Source organism: Methylobacterium sp. WL19, assembly GCF_008040005.1.
Classification (GTDB): domain Bacteria; phylum Pseudomonadota; class Alphaproteobacteria; order Rhizobiales; family Beijerinckiaceae; genus Methylobacterium; species Methylobacterium bullatum.
Window position 1 is genome coordinate 1 of record NZ_VRVC01000022.1, and the last position, 19,463, is coordinate 19,463.

16 protein-coding genes and 1 pseudogene are annotated in these 19,463 nt (G+C 68.5%); 10 read left to right on the plus strand and 7 right to left on the minus strand.

Annotation, left to right across the window (positions count from 1 at the left end):
* Nucleotides 1-152 precede the first annotated feature (152 nt).
* The 3 genes from FV220_RS06630 to FV220_RS06640 all read left to right on the plus strand — a co-directional run bounded on the left by FV220_RS06630 (nucleotide 153) and on the right by FV220_RS06640 (nucleotide 4,301).
* A complete protein-coding gene (locus FV220_RS06630) occupies nucleotides 153-2,357 on the plus strand; it encodes an RNA degradosome polyphosphate kinase (RefSeq protein ID WP_238253948.1) in 2,205 nt (734 codons plus the stop codon).
* Nucleotides 2,358-2,443: 86 nt separating this feature from the next.
* Complete coding sequence (gene ppx / locus FV220_RS06635; protein WP_246689393.1) at nucleotides 2,444-3,934, plus strand: exopolyphosphatase; 1,491 nt, start codon at nucleotides 2,444-2,446, stop codon at nucleotides 3,932-3,934.
* A 43-nt stretch (nucleotides 3,935-3,977) separates the two neighbouring features.
* Entirely contained in the window at nucleotides 3,978-4,301 is a 324-nt protein-coding gene (locus FV220_RS06640) for a hypothetical protein (RefSeq protein WP_056149386.1), read from the plus strand.
* A 16-nt stretch (nucleotides 4,302-4,317) separates the two neighbouring features.
* On the opposite strand, the gene FV220_RS06645 is transcribed toward FV220_RS06640, so the two are convergent.
* On the minus strand, nucleotides 4,318-5,760 hold the full coding sequence (locus FV220_RS06645) for an acetamidase/formamidase family protein (protein ID WP_018043503.1): 1,443 nt from the start codon (nucleotides 5,758-5,760) through the stop codon (nucleotides 4,318-4,320).
* A 362-nt stretch (nucleotides 5,761-6,122) separates the two neighbouring features.
* On the opposite strand from FV220_RS06645, the pseudogene FV220_RS06650 reads away from it, so the two are divergent.
* Nucleotides 6,123-6,488, plus strand: a pseudogene (locus tag FV220_RS06650) (PhnA-like protein); the annotation flags it as partial.
* 154 nt (nucleotides 6,489-6,642) lie between these two features.
* Here FV220_RS06650 and FV220_RS06655 read toward each other — a convergent pair.
* The gene (locus FV220_RS06655; protein ID WP_147830307.1) at nucleotides 6,643-8,976 is read right to left on the minus strand and encodes an NADP-dependent malic enzyme; all 2,334 of its coding nucleotides are present in this window, start codon (nucleotides 8,974-8,976) and stop codon (nucleotides 6,643-6,645) included.
* Nucleotides 8,977-9,060: 84 nt separating this feature from the next.
* Here FV220_RS06655 and FV220_RS06660 point away from each other — a divergent pair, with 84 nt between their 5' ends.
* Complete coding sequence (locus FV220_RS06660; protein WP_147830309.1) at nucleotides 9,061-9,684, plus strand: CatB-related O-acetyltransferase; 624 nt, start codon at nucleotides 9,061-9,063, stop codon at nucleotides 9,682-9,684.
* Nucleotides 9,685-9,760: 76 nt separating this feature from the next.
* Nucleotides 9,761-10,024, plus strand: a complete 264-nt coding sequence (locus FV220_RS06665; RefSeq protein WP_018043507.1) for a DUF3297 family protein — start codon at nucleotides 9,761-9,763, stop codon at nucleotides 10,022-10,024.
* 16 nt (nucleotides 10,025-10,040) lie between these two features.
* On the opposite strand, the gene FV220_RS06670 is transcribed toward FV220_RS06665, so the two are convergent.
* The 3 genes from FV220_RS06670 to aspS all read right to left on the minus strand — a co-directional run bounded on the left by FV220_RS06670 (nucleotide 10,041) and on the right by aspS (nucleotide 13,238).
* Entirely contained in the window at nucleotides 10,041-10,373 is a 333-nt protein-coding gene (locus tag FV220_RS06670) for a hypothetical protein (RefSeq protein ID WP_056149388.1), read from the minus strand.
* A complete protein-coding gene (locus FV220_RS06675; protein WP_056149391.1) occupies nucleotides 10,370-11,239 on the minus strand; it encodes a glycosyltransferase family 2 protein in 870 nt (289 codons plus the stop codon). Before FV220_RS06675 ends, FV220_RS06670 begins: the two co-directional genes overlap by 4 nt.
* A 184-nt stretch (nucleotides 11,240-11,423) precedes the next feature.
* Nucleotides 11,424-13,238: an aspartate--tRNA ligase gene (gene aspS / locus FV220_RS06680; protein ID WP_147830311.1), complete on the minus strand. Its 1,815-nt coding sequence runs from the start codon at nucleotides 13,236-13,238 to the stop codon at nucleotides 11,424-11,426.
* A 189-nt stretch (nucleotides 13,239-13,427) separates the two neighbouring features.
* Here aspS and FV220_RS06685 point away from each other — a divergent pair, with 189 nt between their 5' ends.
* Nucleotides 13,428-13,847, plus strand: a complete 420-nt coding sequence (locus FV220_RS06685) for a hypothetical protein (RefSeq protein ID WP_187273347.1) — start codon at nucleotides 13,428-13,430, stop codon at nucleotides 13,845-13,847.
* A 94-nt stretch (nucleotides 13,848-13,941) separates the two neighbouring features.
* Nucleotides 13,942-15,093 (plus strand): ribonuclease D, encoded by a 1,152-nt coding sequence (gene rnd / locus FV220_RS06690; protein WP_056149395.1) that lies wholly within the window; start codon nucleotides 13,942-13,944, stop codon nucleotides 15,091-15,093.
* 66 nt (nucleotides 15,094-15,159) lie between these two features.
* On the opposite strand, the gene FV220_RS06695 is transcribed toward rnd, so the two are convergent.
* A complete protein-coding gene (locus FV220_RS06695; protein WP_246689394.1) occupies nucleotides 15,160-16,989 on the minus strand; it encodes a hypothetical protein in 1,830 nt (609 codons plus the stop codon).
* A gap of 131 nt (nucleotides 16,990-17,120) precedes the next feature.
* Nucleotides 17,121-17,447 (minus strand): iron-sulfur cluster assembly accessory protein, encoded by a 327-nt coding sequence (locus FV220_RS06700; protein ID WP_018043514.1) that lies wholly within the window; start codon nucleotides 17,445-17,447, stop codon nucleotides 17,121-17,123.
* A 99-nt stretch (nucleotides 17,448-17,546) separates the two neighbouring features.
* On the opposite strand from FV220_RS06700, the gene FV220_RS06705 reads away from it, so the two are divergent.
* Complete coding sequence (locus tag FV220_RS06705; protein ID WP_147830315.1) at nucleotides 17,547-18,815, plus strand: deoxyguanosinetriphosphate triphosphohydrolase; 1,269 nt, start codon at nucleotides 17,547-17,549, stop codon at nucleotides 18,813-18,815.
* Between the two features lie 22 nt (nucleotides 18,816-18,837).
* Nucleotides 18,838-19,425 (plus strand): GDSL-type esterase/lipase family protein, encoded by a 588-nt coding sequence (locus FV220_RS06710; RefSeq protein ID WP_056149402.1) that lies wholly within the window; start codon nucleotides 18,838-18,840, stop codon nucleotides 19,423-19,425.
* The last annotated feature ends 38 nt before the right edge of the window (nucleotides 19,426-19,463 follow it).

Here is a 19,463-nt window from a genome sequence, read left to right on the forward strand (position 1 = left end):
GGCCGGCGGAGGCCGGTCCGGTTCGCCCCGCGACCGTTCGGACACGGACGACGAAGCCCGGCCCCGGAGCGCCTCTCCCGGCAGAATCGGCCTCGTTCGACGAGGCCCCCGAGGCACAGACGGAATCGGGCTCGATTCTGGCGGAGACGATCATGGCCGACACGGCGACAGAACGAGCGACAGTCGAACCCGTGGCGCGGGAGACCGTGCTCGCCGCCGGCCGCGCCCTGCGCCATTCGCCCGAGCGCTTCGTGAACCGGGAACTGTCCTGGCTGCAGTTCAACCGCCGGGTGCTGGAAGAGGCCTCCAACGCCAGCCATCCGCTGCTGGAGCAGCTGCGCTTCCTATCGATCTCGGCCAACAACCTCGACGAGTTCTTCATGGTCCGCGTGGCGGGCCTGCACGACCAGGTCCGCGCCGGCCTGATCCAGCCGTCGCAGGACGGGCTCAGCCCGTCCGAGCAGCTCACCCGGATCGGTTCCGAAGTCTCCCGCCTCGCCCTCGACCAGCAGCGGCGCTGGCGCGAGTTGCGTGACGACCTCCACGGTGTCGGCGTCGACCTCGTGGAGCCCGGCAACCTCACCCCCGATCACAAGGCCTGGCTCGAGGAGTACTTCCTCAGCCACGTCTTCCCGGTGCTGACGCCGCTCGCCATCGACCCGGCCCATCCGTTTCCGTTCCTGTCGAACCTCGGCTCCAGCATCGCCCTGATGATGGTGCGCCCCCGCGACGGGCGGACCCTGCGCGCCCTGATCCGGCTGCCCGCCGTCCTGGACCGCTTCGTGCGCCTGCCGGAGGTCGCGGGGGAATCCACCGCCCGCTTCATCGCCATCGAGCAGGTCATCGTCCTGTTCACCGGCCGCCTGTTCCCGGGCTACTTCGTGAAAGGGCAGGGGGCGTTCCGGGTGATCCGCGATTCCGACCTCGAGATCGAGGAGGAGGCCGAAGACCTCGTCCTGCATTTCGAGAGCGCCCTGAAGCAGCGCCGCCGCGGCGTCGTCATCAGGCTCGAAGTCGAGGCGGGAATGCCGGAGGATCTGCGCGCCTTCGTCGCCGACGAACTCGAGATCGGCTACGACGCGATCTTCGTGGTCGAGGGCATGCTCGCCCTCAACGAATTGTCGCAGATCGTGGGGATCGACCGGCCGGACCTGAAGTTCAAGTCGTACAACCCGCGCTTCCCCGAGCGCATCCGCGAGAGCGGCGGCGACGTCTTCGCCGCCATCCGGCAGAAGGACTTCATCGTCCACCACCCCTACGAATCCTTCGACGCGGTGGTGCAGTTCCTGGCCCAGGCCGCCCGCGACCCCAACGTGGTGGCGATCAAGCAGACGCTCTACCGCACCTCCTCGAACTCGCCGATCGTGGCGGCGCTGGCGGAGGCTGCCGAACTCGGCAAGTCCGTGACGGCGCTGGTGGAGCTGAAGGCGCGCTTCGACGAGGAGGCCAATATCCGCTGGGCCCGCGACCTGGAGAAGGCCGGCGCGCAGGTGGTGTTCGGCTTCATCGAGCTGAAGACCCACGCCAAGCTGTCGATGGTGGTGCGGCGCGAGGGCGACAAGCTCGTGAGCTACTGCCATGTGGGCACCGGCAACTATCACCCGATCACGGCGCGGGTTTACACCGACCTGTCGTTCTTCACCGCCGACCCGGCGGTGGCCCGCGACGTCAGCCGCATGTTCAACTACATCACCGGCTATGCCGAACCGGCCGAACTCGAGCGCATGGCGGTCTCGCCGCTGACCCTCAAGCCCCGGCTCCTGGAAAACATCGCGGCGGAAGTGGCCCATGCCAAAGCCGGGCGGCCGGCGGCGATCTGGATCAAGTGCAACTCCCTGGTGGACGGGCAGATCATCGACGCGCTCTACGACGCGTCCCAGGCTGGGGTGCAGATCGATTGCATCGTGCGCGGCATCTGCTGCCTCCGGCCCGGCATTCCCGGCCTATCGGATACGATCCGGGTGAAATCCATCGTCGGGCGCTTCCTCGAACACGAGCGGATCTACGCCTTCGGCAACGGGTTCGGCCTTCCGCACCCGAAGGCGACGGTGTCGATCTCGTCGGCCGACCTGATGACCCGCAACCTCGAACGGCGCGTGGAGGCGCTGTTGCCGATCACTAACCAAACGGTGCATCAGCAGGTGCTGGACCAGATCATGCTCGCCAATCTCCTCGACAACCAGCAGAGCTGGCGTGTACTGGCGTCTGGAGCGAGTGAACGTGTCCAGCCCTCCGAGGGCGAGGAGCCGTTCAACGCGCATAAGTACTTCATGACGAACCCGAGCCTGTCCGGCCGGGGCAAGTCCTCGAAGAAGTCGAGTCCGCGCGCGCTGAGCCGTAGAGCCCAGCGTCCTTGAGCGGGCGATACCGGCAGGAGCTGGTCGTGGGACTTCCTCGTGACGGCATGACAGGTACGGGCTTCACGACTCAGGGGGATCCCGGCGTGCAAGATCGCGTGGAACCGGTAGCGATCATCGACATCGGGTCGAATTCCGTGCGGCTCGTGGCCTATGACGGCCTGAACCGCGCGCCGACGCCGCTCTACAACGAGAAGGTCCTGTGTGGCCTCGGCCGTAACGTGTTCAGCACGGGCCGGCTCAACGAGGAGGCGGTTCGGCGCGCCCTCAGCGCGTTGGCGCGCTTCCGCATCCTCTGCGAGACCATGCGCGTCGGCCGCGTCTTCGTGCTGGCCACGGCCGCCGCGCGCGACGCGCAGAACGGCCCGGAATTCCTCGCCGCGGCGGAGGCCGCCTGCGGCCACCGGATCGAGCTCCTGTCGGGGCGGCGGGAAGCGGAGCTCTCCGCCCTCGGTGTGATCTCCGGTTTCCATACGCCGGATGGGGTCGTCGGCGATCTCGGCGGCGGCTCCCTCGAACTGGTGGACGTGCGCGGCGCCACGGTGGGGCAGGGGGTGACGATGCCGCTCGGCGGTCTCGCCCTTCAGGATCTCTCCGGCGGGTCGGTGAAGAAGGCCCTCAAGATCGCCCGCGAGAACCTCGCGAAGGCAGCCCCCCAGTTGGAGACCCTGCGCGGGCGCAGCTTCTACGCGGTGGGCGGCACCTGGCGGGCGCTCGCCCGCCTGCATCAGGCCGCGCGGGGCTACCCGCTCCACGTCATGCACGGCTACAGCATCGAGCCTTCCGACGAACTCAGCTTCCTCGAAGTGGTGGAGCGCACCGACGCCGCCCTGCTGCAGGACGTGGAGGCCGTCTCGGAGGCGCGCCGGCCCCTCCTCGCCTATGGCGCCGTGGTGCTGGAGGAGATCATCCGCGTCGGCCGCCCCCGCGAGCTCGCCATCTCGGCCTCCGGGGTGCGCGAGGGGCTGCTCTACGAGCAGCTCGACCGCGACACCCGCCTCACCGACCCGCTCCTCGCGGCGGCGGCGGAACTGAACCGACTCCGCGCCCGCTCACCGGGCCACGGCAGCGACCTCATCGCCTGGACCGACCGGTTCGTCGCCACCCTCGACGGGCCGGAGACGGCCGACGAGCGCCGCCTGCGGCACGCCGCCTGTCTCCTCTCGGATATCGGCTGGCGCGCGCATCCCGATTACCGGGGTGAACAGAGCATCAACGTCATCACGCATGCCGCCTTCGTCGGGATCGACCACCCCGGACGGGCCTATCTCGCCCTGGCGGTCTATTTCCGCCACGAGGGCGTCGCGGCGGACAAGGCCAGTCCGATGCTGCGCAGTCTCGCCGGGCCGCGCCTGTTCGAACGGGCCCGCCTCCTCGGCGCCCTCCTGCGTGTCGCCTTCCCGATCTCGGCGGGAATGGAGGGGGCGCTGGCCCGCATGCCCCTCCTCGTCGCGGATCGACGGGTGACCCTGACCCTGCCTTCGAATTTGGCCGCGCTGCCGGGCGATCGCCTCCTCAACCGCGTCCGCGGCCTCGGCCGGGTGCTGGGTCTGGAAGGGCGGATCGATACCGCCTGATAGCGTCGCGGGGTCATAGCCTCGGCCGTTCGGAGGATTGTCGATGCCGACCGTCTACGTCTTCGCCGTCCTGACTCTCGTCATTCTTTCATGCCTGTCGGCCCTTGCGGGCTCTTGGGTGGGTGATCTCGACCGGCTTCCGATGCAATGGGGCCTGAACGGGCAGCCGACATGGTACGCGCCCACATGGATCGCGCTCGGATTCATCCCGGCGATCGGCCTGATCGTCATGGCGACGGTGGCCGTCAGCCATGGCCCCGGCGACGACGGGTCCGCTGTCGCCCGAAACATGGCGACGGTCGGAGCCATCCTGATCGCCGCCGAGGTCTTCTATCTCTTCATGCTGCGACGGCACCTCATCGGCTGATCGACGACGCGGCGCGTCACGCCGGCCTGTCCGCGAAGATCGCTTTCTTGACGATGGCGTGGACGCCCCAATTGCCGTCCACCACCTGGGTAATGCCGAAATCGACGGCGATGGACATCAGCGAGATCGCCTCGTCCTCCGTCAGCCCCTTCGCCTGCATCAGGAAGGACCGCATCTTGCGGAAAGCATCGCGCATGGCGAGGTCGATGGAGGATTTGGAGAAGATCTCGTTCTGCGCGTCGGGGCCGAGATCGGCGAGGTAGTTCGGGTAGCTGAAGCCCGAGAGCACCCAATCCTCGGACGTCTCGATCATCGGGAAATCGAGGGTCTCAAGGGCCGTGCCGGCGAGATCCGCCTTCTTGTGCAGGACGAACTGGAAGGTGCCGGTGAGCGAGCACTCGATGGCGGTGCCGCAGAGTTCGGAATCGCCCTGGCTGGCATGCGGATCGCCCACCGAGAACAGGGCGCCCGGCACCGCGACGGGATAGTACATCGTCGCGCCCTTGCCGATGCGCCAGTTGTCGATGTTGCCGCCGGTGTAACTCGGGGGAATCGAGTTCACCATGTCGGCCTCCTTGGGCGCGAGGCCCATGGTGCCGAAATGCGGGCGGATCGGCACGCGCACCCCCTTGAGCACGTCGAAATTGCGCTGCGTCTTGGTGTGGTCGACGGGAATGCCCGGATAATCGATGGTGGGATGCGCCACGCCGAACGGATCGGTGACCCCCGGCCAGCGGAAATTGTACACCGCCTTCGCCCAGTCGCGGGCGCCGCTCGCATCGACTTCATAGATGGTGATGACCTCGCGCGCCCGGTCGCCGGTGATCATGTCCTTGTAGTGGTAGCCCCACCAGGCGGCGGCGTTGCTGCCGAAGCTGCGGCCCTTGAAGGCGGGGTTGGCGCAGGGGCGGGGCGCCACATCGAGGATGCGCACCTCCAGCACGTCGCCGGGCTCCGCGCCGCGGATCGCCACCGGGCCGGTACAGATGTGGACGCCGAGCCCCCCGCCCGGTCCGAGGGGGCCGGTCTCCGGCCCGGCGCCGCGGCGGGCCACACCCTTCTTGTCCTTGGTCCAGAGGAACACGCTCTCGGCGCCGGGATCGCCCGTCACCATGCGCTCGGCATCGTCGTTGGCGTGGTGGGTCAGGGTCTCGATGGTGACGTAGTCGCCGGACGCGATCTCGACCTGGGGCTTCAGCAGTTTCGAGAAATAGCCCCAATGGACGGTCTCGGCGGTGGCCGGCAGATGATAATGCGCCGTCTGCCGGATGCCCTTGGCGCTCGTCTGCGCCAGCGCGGGGCCGACGAGGGACAGGCCGCCGGCCGCCATCGCCGCCGCGCCCCCGGTGGCGACGAAGCCGCTCTTGAGGAAGGCCCGCCGCTCGGGCGCGAGGTCGCCGAGGAAACGGCGGCGATGCTCGGCGAAATGGGTGCAGTTCGGATCGTCACCACGGCACATTGGAATCTCCCGACCGGCCCTTGATCCGAATCCTGTATGCAATCCAGTGGCCAGTTTTCACGCGCCGGATCTCAAGGGAAATCCCGACACGATCCGCTCGCCGGTAGGCGAGGACCGACGGGATGATGGGCGGATGGATTTCCGTCGGGCGGAGCGAACATTCCCCGACGATGCACGTGGACCGGCGCTGATTTCCAGCCTCCCCGAGCGTGTCGGGGAAGCTGGAACGCGTCCCTGGATATCGAAGACACGAACGACTTCACGCTCCCCGCAAAATTCTGCCGGGGCGACGGTGTCCTTGCGCGTGATCCTCATCCTTCACATCTGTTTTCAGGATCTCCTCCTTGGCTCAATCCCCCGCTCTGAAGCCTGTCGTCGCAACGCCACCGGACCTCGACGCCCGCCCGGCCCTGTACAATCAGGTCTCCTGGGGCGCGATCTTCGCCGGCGCCGTGGCGGCCCTCGTGGCGCAGATGATCCTCAACATGATCGGCCTCGGCATCGGCTTGTCGACCCTGGATCCCGCCGGCAACGACACCCCGTCCGCCGCCAGTCTGTCCACCGGCGCCGGCCTGTGGTGGGTCGTCTCCGGCATCGTCGCCTCGCTCGCCAGCGGGTTCCTCGCCGGGCGCCTCTCGGGCAAGCCGCTGGCCAGCACCAGCGGTTGTCATGGCCTCGTCTCCTGGGCCGTCACCACCCTGGTCATCGTCTACCTGCTCACCTCGGCGGCCGATTCGGCGCCGTGACTCAGGCCGCCTACGGCGACCGCCTTGTCCGATCCCACCGCTTCCGGGCACACGAACGAAAAAGGCCCCCGAGGAATCGGGGGCCTTTTTTCATGGTATCGGCCGCGGAGGACGAGCGACGTCCCGCCTGTTCTTCCTATTCGGAGAGGGGCGTCAGACCCGGCTCGACCGACGCGATCGTCGGCTCGACGGCGCTCGCCTGCGCCTCCACCACCGCCGCGGCGGTGACGTTGACGATGCCGCGTGCCGTCACCGACGGCGACAGGATGTGGGCGGGCCGGGCCGGGCCGATCAGCAGCGGCCCCACGGGCAGGGCGTCGGCCAGGACCTTGGAGAACTGGAAGGCGATGTTGGCCGCGTCGAGATTGGGGAAGATCAGGACGTTGGCAGAGCCCTTGAGGGGCGAGCCCGGCAGCACCCGGTCGCGGATCAGGCCGGACAGGGCGGTGTCGGCCTGCATCTCGCCATCCACCTGGAGGTCCGGCCGGCGACCCTGGATCAGCCCCAGCGCCGCGCGCATCTTCTGGGCCGAGCGGGAATCGGACTGGCCGAAATCCGAGTGGCTGAGGAGGGCGATCTTGGGAGTGAGGCCGAAGCGCGCCACGTGGCCGGCGCAGGCCACCGCCACGTCGGCGATCTCCTCGGCGCTGGGATCGGGCCGGACATGGGTGTCGGCGAGGAAGTAGGCGCCCTCCTTGGTGACGATGAGGCTCATGGCGGCGAAATCGAGCACGCCCGGCGCGAGGCCGATCACGTCGCGGATTACCCGCAGGCGCGTCTCGAACCGGCCCTCGAGTCCGCAGATCAGTGCGTCCGCCTCGCCCCGGCGCACGGCGATGGCGCCGATCACGGTGTTGTTGGTGCGCACCAGAGTGCGCGCGGCATCCGGCGTGATCCCGCGACGGCCGGCGACTTCGAGATAGGTCGCGACATAGTCGCGGTAGCGCGGATCGTCCTCGGGATCGATCAGGTCGAAATCGGTGCCCTGCCGGATCGACAGGCCGAAGCGCTTGATCCGGGTCTCGATCACCCGCGGGCGCCCCACCAGGATGGGTCGGGCCACATGATCCTCGACGATGGCCTGGGCGGCACGCAGCACGCGCTCGTCCTCACCCTCCGCGTAGAGGACGCGCTTGGGATTCTCCTTCGCCTTGGTGAAGATCGGCTTCATGATGAAACCGGAGCGATGGACGAAGCGGTCGAGACTGTCGGCGTAGGCCTGGATGTTCTCCAGCGGCCGGCCGGCGACGCCCGAATCCATCGCGGCCTGCGCCACGGCGGGGGCGATCCGCAGGATCAGGCGCGGATCGAAAGGGCTCGGAATCAGCGAATGCGGGCCGAAGGGCCGGGCCTCGCCGCCATAAGCGCGGGCGACCACGTCGGACGGAGTCTCGCGGGCCAGCGCGGCGATCGCCTTCACGGCGGCCTTCTTCATCTCCTCGTTGATAGACGTGGCGCCGACATCGAGGGCACCGCGGAAGATGTAGGGGAAGCACAGGACGTTGTTGACCTGGTTCGGGAAATCCGAGCGCCCGGTACAGATCATCGCGTCGGGGCGCTTCGCCTGCGCCAGATCCGGCATGATCTCCGGATAGGGGTTGGCGAGCGCCATGATCAGCGGCTTCTCGGCCATCTTCTCCAGGTATTCCGGCTTCAGGACGCCGCCGGCCGAGAGGCCGATGAACACGTCGGCGCCCGGAATGACCTCGGCCAGCGTCCGGGCCTCGGTCTCCTTGGCGTAGACGTCCTTCCAGCGGTCCATCAGTTCGGCGCGGCCCTTGTAGACCACGCCCTTGATGTCGGTGACGGTGATGTTCTCGACCCTGGCGCCGAGCGACACCAGCAGGTTGAGGCAGGCGAGCGCCGCGGCGCCCGCGCCCGAGGTGACGATGCGGACGTCGGAGAGCTGCTTGCCGGCGAATTCCAGGGCGTTGAGGACGGCCGCCGCCACGATGATCGCGGTGCCGTGCTGGTCGTCGTGGAAGACCGGGATGTTCATCCGAGCCCGGCACTGCTCCTCGACCTCGAAGCACTCGGGTGCCTTGATGTCCTCGAGATTGATGCCGCCGAAGGTCGGCTCCAGGGAGCAGACCACGTCCACCAGCTTGCCGACGTCGTTCTGGTCCACCTCGATGTCGAACACGTCGATCCCGGCGAACTTCTTGAACAGGACCGCCTTGCCCTCCATCACCGGCTTCGAGGCGAGGGGGCCGATATTGCCGAGACCGAGCACGGCGGTGCCGTTGGTAAGCACCGCCACGAGGTTCTGGCGGATGGTGAGTGTGGCGGCCTCCTGCGGGTCGTCGTAGATCGCCATGCAGGCCGCGGCGACGCCGGGGGAATAGGCCAGCGCCAGGTCGCGCTGGTTCCCCAACGGCTTCGTCGCCTGGATCTCGAGCTTTCCGGGCCGGGGTAGGCGGTGGTAGACGAGGGCTCCGGATTTGAGATCGTCGGACATGTTGTCGCCCATGAGCCTCACTCCCTTCATCGCGGGCTCTGACGGCGCCGCGGAGCTTTCCCGCCGGTCTTCGGGATGCATTGATTGAAAACTCTGTTGCACCGCTTGCGGAGTGGGCGCAACCCGCACAACGAAACCCGCCTGCACCTCGCCAAAATGGTGAAAACCCATGGTTTCTCCATCGGCTCGTACTCCTATGGCCGTCCGAAAGTGCGGTTCCCGGAAGCTGGGCGGCACCTTACGATCGGCCGGTATTGTTCCATCGCCGACAGGGTCGAGATCCTCCTCGGCGGCGGCCACCGCCTCGACTGGGTGACCACCTATCCCTTCGCGGCCATGGGGGGACTCTGGCCGGGGGTGGAGGCGCCGGCCGATTATCATGCCTCGCGCGGCGACGTGACCATCGGCAGCGACGTCTGGCTCGGCTCAGGCTGCATGATCCTGTCCGGCGTCACCATCGGGCACGGCGCCGTGGTGGGGGCCCATGCCGTCGTCAGCCGGGACGTGCCGCCCTACGCGATCGTCGCCGGCAACCCCGCGCGGGTGATCCGCCACCGCTTCGATCCGGAGCATGTGGCGGCCCTGCTGGAGACGGCGTGGTGGGACCTGCCCCCCGAGGCGGTGCACGCTCTGGTGCCCCTGCTTCAGAGCGACCGTATCGACGATCTCATCGCGGCGGCACGGGCGACCAGGGCCGGCGGCGTTGCGGGCGGGGCGTGAATCGCTTACCCGGACCCTTCGTCCCGACGCGTCAACGATCGCTCGACTCCGATCATCGATTCCCAAGGCAACGCCGATGTCCGACACGCCTCCCGACCGCCTCGCGGTGAACCCGACCAGCCCGTTCTACAACGAGGCCATCCTGGAACGCGGCATCGGCATCCGCTTCAAGGGCGTCGAAAAGACCAATGTCGAGGAATACTGCGTCAGCGAAGGCTGGGTCCGCCTGTCGGCCGGCAAGACCCTCGACCGCGCCGGCAACCCGATGACGGTGAAGCTGAAGGGCCCGGTGGAGCCGTACTTTCGCGATGCGGCCGAGGGCGATTCTGCCTCCGCCTGATCCTCGGCCCGCCCGGTCACGGAACGGCCGGCCCGTCGCTCTCCCCGCCACGGTCTCCCTCGCGCTTGCGCCGCTCCCCGGCGAAATTGCGCAGGGCGGTCTCGACCAGGGCGTCGACCTGAGCCGGGCCGGTGGAGGCCCGGATCACCAGGCTGGTGATCGCGTCGGGATGGTTCTTGCGCTGCTTGGGCGTCCGGGCGTGGTTCGAGATCCGAAGCGCGTAGGTGCAGCCCTCCGGCTTCAGGTAGACGCTGTCGCCGCGCGTGTTGCGGGCGACGACGACGAAGCCCTGCGCCGCGACGCCGGCGACGGCGCGGGCCAGGGCAGCCGTCGGATTGAGCAGGCTCATGCGAGCCCTTCCCGAGCGAGGGCGGTGCGCCCACGGATGGCAGCGAGGGCGCCGGCCGCCGAACCGGCATAGCGCTCGATCAGTGGCCGGCGGAAGCTCAGGGATGCCAAGGCCGCCTTCGGAGCGTTGACCGCGAGCATGGCCGGGCTCGGGTCCGGCAGGCCGTACTTGCGCGAGACATAGGCCCGCGACCAGGCCTGATGCCAGCGGGTGCGGAAGACCCGGCCGGGCTCCGGCGCCGACGAGCGCCCGCGCCCATGCAGGGCGACCGCGCCGTGGACATGGACCAGGGAGCGGCCGGAATCGGCGACCCGGCGGCACAAATCGTCATCCTCGTAGAACAGGAAGATGTTCGGATCGAACCCGCCGAGGGCGAGGAACAGGTCCCGCCGGATCATCAGGCAAGCGCCGGAGAGGAACGGCGCGCAGGCATCGCCGTCGGGCAGGGCACGGTTGCCGGGTGGGTTGGTGAGGTAGGGCGCGAGCAGCGAGCGTGGCTGGTAGAAGAACCGCCCGTCCGGCTCCATCAGGCGCGGCGCGAGCAGGCCCGCATCCGGATAGGCGGCAGCCGCGCGCAGGAGCGCATCGACCGCGCCGGCCCGCAGCACGATGTCCGGGTTGAGGATGAGCACGCGCTCCGCACGGTCGGCGGCGCGGATACCGATGGTGTTGGCCCGGCCGTAGCCCTCGTTGCGAAGATTGCGGACCACCCTGGCCCCGGCCGCCTCGGCGACGCCCGCCGACCCGTCGCGGCTCGCATTGTCCACGACGATGGCCGGCACGTGCTCGGCTGCGAGCGCCGTGAGACAGGTCGGCAGCGCATGCGCACTGTCATGGCTGACGACGATGGCGACGAGGGAGGGCATGTCGGCCCTGTCAATGTTGGAGGGATCGGGCGCTGCAAACCCTCCCCCCTCTGCGGGGGAGGGTGGCCCTCGCGTCAGCGAGGGTCGGGAGAGGGGAGCGCGCAATCCGGAGAGGTCGCCCCCCTCTCCCGCCTGCTCCGTAGGTACCCTCCCCCACAGAGGGGGGAGGGTGGTGTGTCGCGGCTCAGCCCTGCTTCTCGGGCAGATTCAACCGGATGTGGAGTTCACGCAGCTGCTTCGGCGTCGCCTCGGCGGGGGCGCCCATCATCAGGTCCTCGGCGCGCTGGTTCATGGGGAACAGCACCACCTCGCGCAGGTTCTGCTCGCCGCAGAGCAGCATGACGATGCGGTCGATTCCCGGCGCGATGCCGCCGTGCGGCGGGGCGCCGAGCTTCAGCGCGTTGAGCATGCCGCCGAATTTTTCTTCGAGCACCTCTTGGCCGTAGCCGGCGAGACCGAAGGCTTTTTCCATCACCTCGGGGCGGTGGTTACGGATCGCGCCGGAGGACAGCTCCGTGCCGTTGCAGACGATGTCGTACTGGAACGCCTTGATGCCGAGGATCTTCTCGGCCTCGCTCGGATCGAGGGCGAGGAATTCCTCGCGGTCGAAATTCGGCATCGAGAACGGGTTGTGGGAGAAGTCGATCCGCTTCTCGTCCTCGTTCCACTCGTACATCGGGAAGTCGGTGATCCAGCAGAACGCGTACTGGTCCTTGTCGGAGAGGTTCAGTTCGTCGCCGATGCGGATGCGGGCCTTGCCGGCCAGAGCCGCGGCCTTGGCCTCGGTGCCGGCGGAGAAGAACACCGCGTCGCCGGCCTTCGTGCCGGTCTTCTCGCGGATGAGGGCCTGGATCTCCGAAGGGATGAACTTGGCGATCGGCCCCTTGCCGGTGACCGTGCCGTTGTCGTCCTCGAAGATGATGTAGCCGAGGCCCGGCGCGCCCTCGGCGCGGGCGAAGTCGTTGAGCTTGTCGAAGAACGAGCGCGGCTGGGTGGCCGCCCCCGTGGCCGGGATGGCGCGGACCACGCCGCCGGACTTGATCACCCCCTTGAACGCCTTGAACTCGACCTCGTCGCGGGCGAACTCGTCCGTCACGTCGGCGATGATCAGCGGGTTGCGCAGATCCGGCTTGTCGACACCGTATTTCAGCATCGCCTCGGCATAGGGGATGCGCGGGAAGGTCTCGGTGACGCGCTTTCCCTCGGCGAATTCCTTGAAGACGTCGCGCAGGACCGGCTCCACCGACTGGAACACGTCCTCCTGGGTGACGAAGCTCATCTCGATGTCGAGCTGGTAGAACTCGCCCGGCGAGCGGTCGGCGCGGGCATCCTCGTCGCGAAAACACGGCGCGATCTGGAAGTAGCGGTCGAAGCCGGCGATCATCGTCAGCTGCTTGAACTGCTGCGGCGCCTGCGGCAGCGCGTAGAACTTGCCGGGGTGCACGCGGGACGGCACCAGGTAGTCACGGGCGCCTTCCGGGCTGGAGGCGGTGAGGATGGGCGTCTGGAACTCGAAGAAGCCGCCTTCGCGCATGCGGCGGCGGAGCGAATCGATGATCGCGCCGCGCTTCATGATGTTGGCGTGCAGCTTGTCGCGACGCAGATCGAGGAAGCGGTACTTGAGGCGCGTCTCCTCCGGGTAGTCCTGGTCGCCGAAGACCGGCACCGGCAACTCGCCGGCGGGGCCGAGAACCTCGATGTCGTCGATATAGACCTCCACCGTTCCGGTGGGCAGGTCGGCATTCTCGGTGCCGGCAGGGCGCGTGCGCACGCGTCCGTCGATGCGGATCACCCATTCCGAGCGGGCGAGGTTGGCGGTCTTGAACGCCTTCGAATCGGAATCGACCACGCATTGGGTGCGGCCGTAATGATCGCGCAGATCGATGAAGAGCACGCCGCCATGGTCGCGGATGCGGTGGCACCAGCCGGAAAGGCGAACGGTCTCGCCGACGTCGGACGGGCGGAGGGCCCCGCAGGTATGGGTACGATAACGGTGCATGACGGGCTCTTCAGATTGAGCGGCGCACCATTCACGCGAGGGCGGGCAAGTCAAGGTGAAGGCGATCCCAGGAGATCGCGACGGCAGGGCGCGTAAGCGGGAGCCGGGATGAACCCGGAGCGGGCGCCGCCGAGGGGCCGGAGGGGGAGGGACCTTACGAGAACGAGGGTGCATTCCCATATCAAGCCCATGAATGCGAACGCGTTTTTCGACATTTTGCACGAGGCCGCAGTGGCTCCCTCGGCACGCGGGAAGCCCGCGGAACGGGGCGAGCATAAGCCCGGCGTATGGCAGGTCCTGCCGCTCGAAGGCCGGTTCGAGATCGTCTACGAGGATTCCCGCGGTCTCTGGAGCACGCGTGCCCTCGACGCGCGCGAGTTGAGGCTCGGCCCCGGCCGGACGCTGCTCGGCGGCATCGATCACGCACGCGGCGGTTATCGCGGCTTCCGGGTGGACCGGATGCGGCGCCTGACCGAGGAGGGCGGGCCTCGGAGGAATGCCGGCATCCTCGACTGGCTTCTCGCCCGCGCCGAGGCCCAGCGGCGCCAGCGTACCGAACTGGTGCGCAGCCTCGCGCGCCGGAACCGGCCCCGCAAGCGCGCCGCCTGACGAGGGACGTGCAGCACGGGATGTGGGGGATAGGCGCGCGCGGTGCGAGATACGATCTCGCCTCGCGCGTCAACCTCCGATATAGCCGGCTCTCATGGATCTCATCGCCACCACGCCGGCTCTCGCCGAGGCCTGCAGCCGTTTCGCCGGACAGCCGTTCGTCACCGTCGACACGGAGTTCATGCGGGAGACGACCTACTACCCCAAGCTCTGCCTCATCCAGATGGCGGGGCCGGACGGGTCGGGTGTGCTCGTCGACCCGTTGTCCCCCGACATCGACCTCGCGCCGTTCTTCGCGCTGATGGCCGACGAGGGCGTGGTCAAGGTGTTCCACTCGGCGCGCCAGGATCTCGAGATCATCTGGCTGCTCGGCGGGCTTCTGCCGCAGCCGTTCTTCGATACGCAGGTCGCCGCCATGGTCTGCGGCTACGGCGATTCGGTCTCCTACGAGCAACTCGTCAACGACGTCGCCAAGGCCAAGATCGACAAATCGTCCCGCTTTACCGACTGGTCGCGCCGTCCGCTCTCCGACGCCCAGTCGAGCTACGCCCTCTCCGACGTGACCCACCTGGTGAAGGTCTACGAGGTGCTGGCGGGGCAGCTCCTCTCCACCGATCGCGGCGAGTGGCTCGACGAGGAGATGAGCGTGCTCACCTCGCCGGAGACCTACAAGGCCGATCCGGCCCAGGCCTGGCGCCGGTTGTCCGGCCGCATGCGCAAGCCGCGCGAGATCGCGGTGCTGGCCGAGGTCGCCGCATGGCGCGAGCGCGAGGCGCAGACCCGCAACGTCCCGCGCGGGCGCATCCTCAAGGACGAGGCGGTGATCGACATCGCCACCTCCGCTCCGCGCAGCGTCGAGGCCCTTGGGCGCCTGCGCTCGATCCCGGCGGGCTTCGAGCGTTCGCGGACCGGAACGGACATCCTCGCCGCCGTGGAGCGCGGCTTCCAGCGCGACCTGTCCGACATCGTCCTGCCCGAGCGCAGCCGGGGTCGGGGCGGCAACGGCGCCGTGGTGGAATTGCTGAAAGTGCTGCTCAAGGCGGTCTGCGAGGCCGAGGACGTGGCGCCCAAGATCGTCGCCACGATGGATGACCTCGAAGCCATCGCCGAAGACGACGAGGCCGACATCGCCGTCCTGCACGGCTGGCGCCGGACGCTGTTCGGCGAGAAGGCGCTCGCCCTCAAGGCCGGCCGCCTCGCCCTGTCGGCCGAAAATGGCCGGATCGTGGTGCGCGAACTGAATTGAACCCGGCCCCAAACGCTCTGCCCCCTCCTGTAGGGAGCGAGCGACGCGGGCGTCGTCCCGGGTCGCTTAATTCGCCTTCGCGCTCACATCCAGCCTGTCGAGGACGGCGCCCGGTGTCGGGGCCGCGCTGAATTCGAGCATGCCGATGCCGCCGGCGTTCTTCGCCTTGGCGCTGAGCAAGAACGTGCCAGGCTTTGTCACGAACTGGCCCAGGGCCGCGCCGATGGCCTTGGCGCCGGCCGAATTGCCGAGGATGGCCGGCACGCCGAACGTGGTGGCGGTGACGTATTCCTGGGTCAGTTCCTCAGGCTTGAGGCTCAGGCTCTTCGACTGCGAGGCGATGAAGCGCTCGAACAGGCCGGTATTCTCGATCCGCAGGTCGAGGGCCTTGGCGGTGGCGCCCAGCATGGCGAAGGTCGAGACGCTCGGATCGGGGTCGAACACCGCAGGTCCGATACCACCGAGGGTGCCGTTGATCGTCACGCTGCCCATGTCCTTGCCCGACACCGATACCTCGCTGAAGGAGAGCTCCTTGGCGGCTTCGTTCCAGGCCGTGTCGGCGACGACGTTCAGGTCGAGGTCTCGGTAGCCGTAAGCGCCGAGGGAGCCGAGCCCCGGGATTCCGGCCACCGCCGAGGCGGGAAGGGTGAGACCCGAGAGATTGGCCCGGCCGGTGGTTGGCACCCCGTCGCGCAGCGGGCCGAAGGCGAGGGCGCCGTCGCGCAGGCCGATATGCGTGGGCGCCGTCGCGGCCGGAGGGAGCACGGGCGAGGCGGCGCCGGGGGGCTTGGGCGAAGCGGGCACCTCATCCGGCGGCAGGTCGAGACTCAGATCCTTGAATGCCAGGGTGCCGAGCGCCGGCGTCATCTGCCGCAAATCCGCTTCGGTGGGCTCCCCGGCCTGGGTCGAAAGCTTGCGCATGGCCACCACGGTCGGGGCAAAGGAGAAGCCCGCGACGCTCAAGCGCGCGAGCTTTCCGGCGGCATCGCCCGCGGTGAAGCCGAGATCTTCCATGCTGAGGCCACCGGAGGACAGGACCATGCGCCCCATGCCGATCGATACGGGCTCGCCGTCCTTCGTCTGACTGATGGTGAGCCCGGTGGCCTGGACCGAGCCGACGGAGAAGCCGTCGAGAACGTCCGCCATCACCCCGAAGATTCTCGCCCTGTCGGCGGGATTGCCCTGAGCTTGGTCCGCGCGCGCCATCGCGTCCAGCGCGCCCGTCCAGGTCGCCGGAATCTGGCGCCCGCTGAGGTCGGTGCCCTCGATGCGCGCCACCTTCACCACCGTGCCGTCGGCCTCCATCAGCGTATCGGAGACCGAGAACGCGCCATAGAGGCGCATCATCGGGCTCTTGGCATCGCCGGCCTCACCGTAGAGACGCGCCATCGCCGTGAGATCGACGTCCCGCATCTCCATGCGGCCGTAGCTGGCGCTGCGCTTCTCGCCGCCTCCCGCCTCGGCAGCCGTCGCCCCCGCCGCTGCCGCCTGGGCGATGCGGCCGCCGCGCACATCCTTGGCAGTCACGTCGCGGTAGATCACGGTCTGGGTCCTGGGGCCGACCCGTATCTCGGAGCGAAGCTCGGGAATCACGATGCTCGCGGCATCGAACTTCGCGAGACGCGCTGGCAGAGGCTCGGGGCCGGATCTGAGCAGGGCGAGAAGGTCGTCCTTCGTCAGGCGCGTGCCGCTGACGATGACCTGCGGCGCGGTGAGGACCGTGCCGCCGAAGGTCATCGTCACGTTCTGGAGCGTGACGTCCTGCACGGCGGAGGCGGCTTCCTGCGCCGAGGCCGGCAAGGGGCCGATCGGGCCGCCGCCGCCGAAGACGAGGAGGGCGCAGACCGAAAGGCCAGCCGTCCGCATGAGAAAGGGACGACCTTGTGGGACGATCATGAGCGGATCCGGGGCGCTGCGAAAAAAGGCGCTTCGTGCAACGGTGCCGCGCCGAACCGCATCCGTGCCGCTTTTTCCACGGCGAGGCAATCGCGCTGCCTCACGCCGTGCTGTGACGGAATGACGAAGCCTCAGAGCGAGAACGAGGTGCCGCAGCCGCAGGAGGAGGTGACCTGCGGATTCTCGATCTTGAAGGCCTGGCCGATCAGGTCGTTGGCGAAATCGATGGTCGATCCGCTCATGTATTCGAGGGAAACCGGATCGACGAGGACGGTGGCGCCGTCCCGCTCGATCACCACGTCGTCCTCGGCCCGCGCCCGCTCGATGTCGAAGGCGTAGGAGAAGCCCGAGCATCCGCCGCCGTTCACGCTGATCCGCAGGGACGCGCCGGGAGGCTCGGCTCCCATGATCTCGTTGATGCGCTTGGCCGCGCGGGGGGTCAGGGTGATGTCGGCCATCGTGATGCTCTTGAGTTCTCGTCGATTGCCAGAAGCGCTAGCCCACACAAGATATGCGCCGTAGAGACGCGCTGCAACGCGGGATGATGGTTGCGCGCGATGGCGCATTCAGGAGGTGACGTGCGGCACAGGGGCGAACGCTGGCGGGCGCGCTACGCCACCGATCCGGCGGCCACGCGCGGGCGGCTGATCCCGGAGGCGATCTCGCCCACGCGCAGCGACTTCCAGCGCGACCGCGACCGGATCATCCATTCGGCCGCCTTCCGCCGCCTCAAGCACAAGACCCAGGTCTTCGTCCACCACGAGGGCGACCATTACCGAACCCGTCTGACCCACACCCTCGAAGTCAGCCAGATCGCCCGTGCGCTGGCCCGCGCGCTCGGCCTCGACGAGGACCTCGCGGAGGCGCTGGCGCTCTCCCACGACCTCGGCCACACCTGTTTCGGCCATACCGGCGAGGACGCGCTCGATGCCCTCATGGCCGCTCACGGCGGGTTCGACCACAATGCCCAGGCCCTGCGGATCGTGACCCGGCTCGAGCGGCGCTATGCCGGGTTCGACGGGCTCAACCTCGCCTGGGAGACCCTGGAGGGCCTCGTCAAGCACAATGGCCCGCTCCTCACGAAGGAGGGCGACCCGACCCCGCGCTGGGCGGCACGGGGCATTCCCGCCGCCATCCTCGAATACAACGCGCAGAACGACCTCGCCCTCGCCCGTTTCGCCGGGCCGGAGGCGCAGGCGGCGGCTCTGGCCGACGACATCGCCTATGACAGCCACGACCTCGACGACGGTCTGCGGGCGGGCCTGTTCGAACTGTCGGATCTCGACGGCGTCCCCTTCCTCCGGGACATCCTCGACGAAATCGACGCGCTGCACCCGAATCTCGAGGAATCGCGAAAGATCCACGAACTGGCGCGGCGCGTGATCACCCGCTTCGTCGAGGACGTGATCGCCGAGAGCACCCGGCGGATCGAGGCCCTGGCACCGGCTTCCGTCGCCGATATCCGCGCGGCCGACGAGGCGGTCGTCTCCTTCTCGCCGGCCCTGGAGGAGGCGGATGCCGCGATCAAGCGCTTCCTCTACGCGCGGATGTACCGCCACCCGAGCGTGCTGGCGGTGCGGGCGCAGGCGGACATCATCGTCGCGGACCTGTTCGATGCCTTCAGCACGAACCCTGCCTGCATGCCCGAGGAATGGCGGGCCGGGCTCGAGGCGGCGGGGGAGGGGCGCATCGCCCGCCGGGTGGCCGACTACATCGCCGGCATGACCGACACCTACGCGGTGCTCGCCCACAAGCGCCTGTTTCCCACGACGCCGGACCTGCACTGGAGCCCCGAGAGCCGGGGCCTGCCGCTGGCGGAGGGGTAGGGCCGGGATGTCGCGGCGATCCATGCGCATCTGCTTCATCGGCGACAGTTTCGTGAACGGGGTCGGTGACGACACCTGTCTCGGATGGACGGGCCGTCTCTGTGCCGAGGCCCGTCGCGCGGGCTGGGACGTCACGCATTACAATCTGGGCATTCGCCGCGACACCAGCCTCGACATTCAGGGCCGCTGGCGCGGCGAGGCCGAAGCCCGCCTGCCCAAGGGGCTGGACGGCCGGCTCGTTTTCGCGTTCGGCGCAAACGATTGCACCCTCATGGATGGCCGAACCCGCGTCGCCCATGACAGCTCCCTCGATGCAACACGGGCAATTCTCGCAGACGCCGCCGGTTGGCGAAAAACCCTGATGATCGGCCCGCTTCCCGTCTGCGACGATCCCTCGACGGATGCACGAATCCTGGCTCTGTCGCGCGACATCGCTCCCCTCTGCGCCCGACTGGGTGTTCCGTTCCTGCCGGTCTTCGGCGTGGCCACGGGATCCGATGCATGGACCAGCGAGGCCGCGGCGGGGGACGGAACCCACCCCAATGCCGGCGGCTACGCGGCCCTGGCCGGCGCCGTGGCCGAGTGGGAGGCTTGGCGCGCCTGGTTCTGAAGCGCCGGGCTGATGGGGGCAGCAAAGGGCGATGGGCG

Coding starts and splice junctions, on each gene's coding strand:
- FV220_RS06630 (WP_238253948.1), top strand. CDS start 153: ATGGCCGACACGGCGACAGAACGAGCGACAGTCGAACCCGTGGCGCGG.
- FV220_RS06640 (WP_056149386.1), top strand. CDS start 3,978: ATGCCGACCGTCTACGTCTTCGCCGTCCTGACTCTCGTCATTCTTTCA.
- FV220_RS06645 (WP_018043503.1), bottom strand. CDS start 5,760: ATGTGCCGTGGTGACGATCCGAACTGCACCCATTTCGCCGAGCATCGC.
- FV220_RS06655 (WP_147830307.1), bottom strand. CDS start 8,976: ATGGGCGACAACATGTCCGACGATCTCAAATCCGGAGCCCTCGTCTAC.
- FV220_RS06665 (WP_018043507.1), top strand. CDS start 9,761: ATGTCCGACACGCCTCCCGACCGCCTCGCGGTGAACCCGACCAGCCCG.
- FV220_RS06670 (WP_056149388.1), bottom strand. CDS start 10,373: ATGAGCCTGCTCAATCCGACGGCTGCCCTGGCCCGCGCCGTCGCCGGC.
- FV220_RS06675 (WP_056149391.1), bottom strand. CDS start 11,239: ATGCCCTCCCTCGTCGCCATCGTCGTCAGCCATGACAGTGCGCATGCG.
- aspS (WP_147830311.1), bottom strand. CDS start 13,238: ATGCACCGTTATCGTACCCATACCTGCGGGGCCCTCCGCCCGTCCGAC.
- FV220_RS06685 (WP_187273347.1), top strand. CDS start 13,428: ATGAATGCGAACGCGTTTTTCGACATTTTGCACGAGGCCGCAGTGGCT.
- rnd (WP_056149395.1), top strand. CDS start 13,942: ATGGATCTCATCGCCACCACGCCGGCTCTCGCCGAGGCCTGCAGCCGT.
- FV220_RS06695 (WP_246689394.1), bottom strand. CDS start 16,989: ATGATCGTCCCACAAGGTCGTCCCTTTCTCATGCGGACGGCTGGCCTT.
- FV220_RS06700 (WP_018043514.1), bottom strand. CDS start 17,447: ATGGCCGACATCACCCTGACCCCCCGCGCGGCCAAGCGCATCAACGAG.
- FV220_RS06705 (WP_147830315.1), top strand. CDS start 17,547: ATGGCGCATTCAGGAGGTGACGTGCGGCACAGGGGCGAACGCTGGCGG.
- FV220_RS06710 (WP_056149402.1), top strand. CDS start 18,838: ATGCGCATCTGCTTCATCGGCGACAGTTTCGTGAACGGGGTCGGTGAC.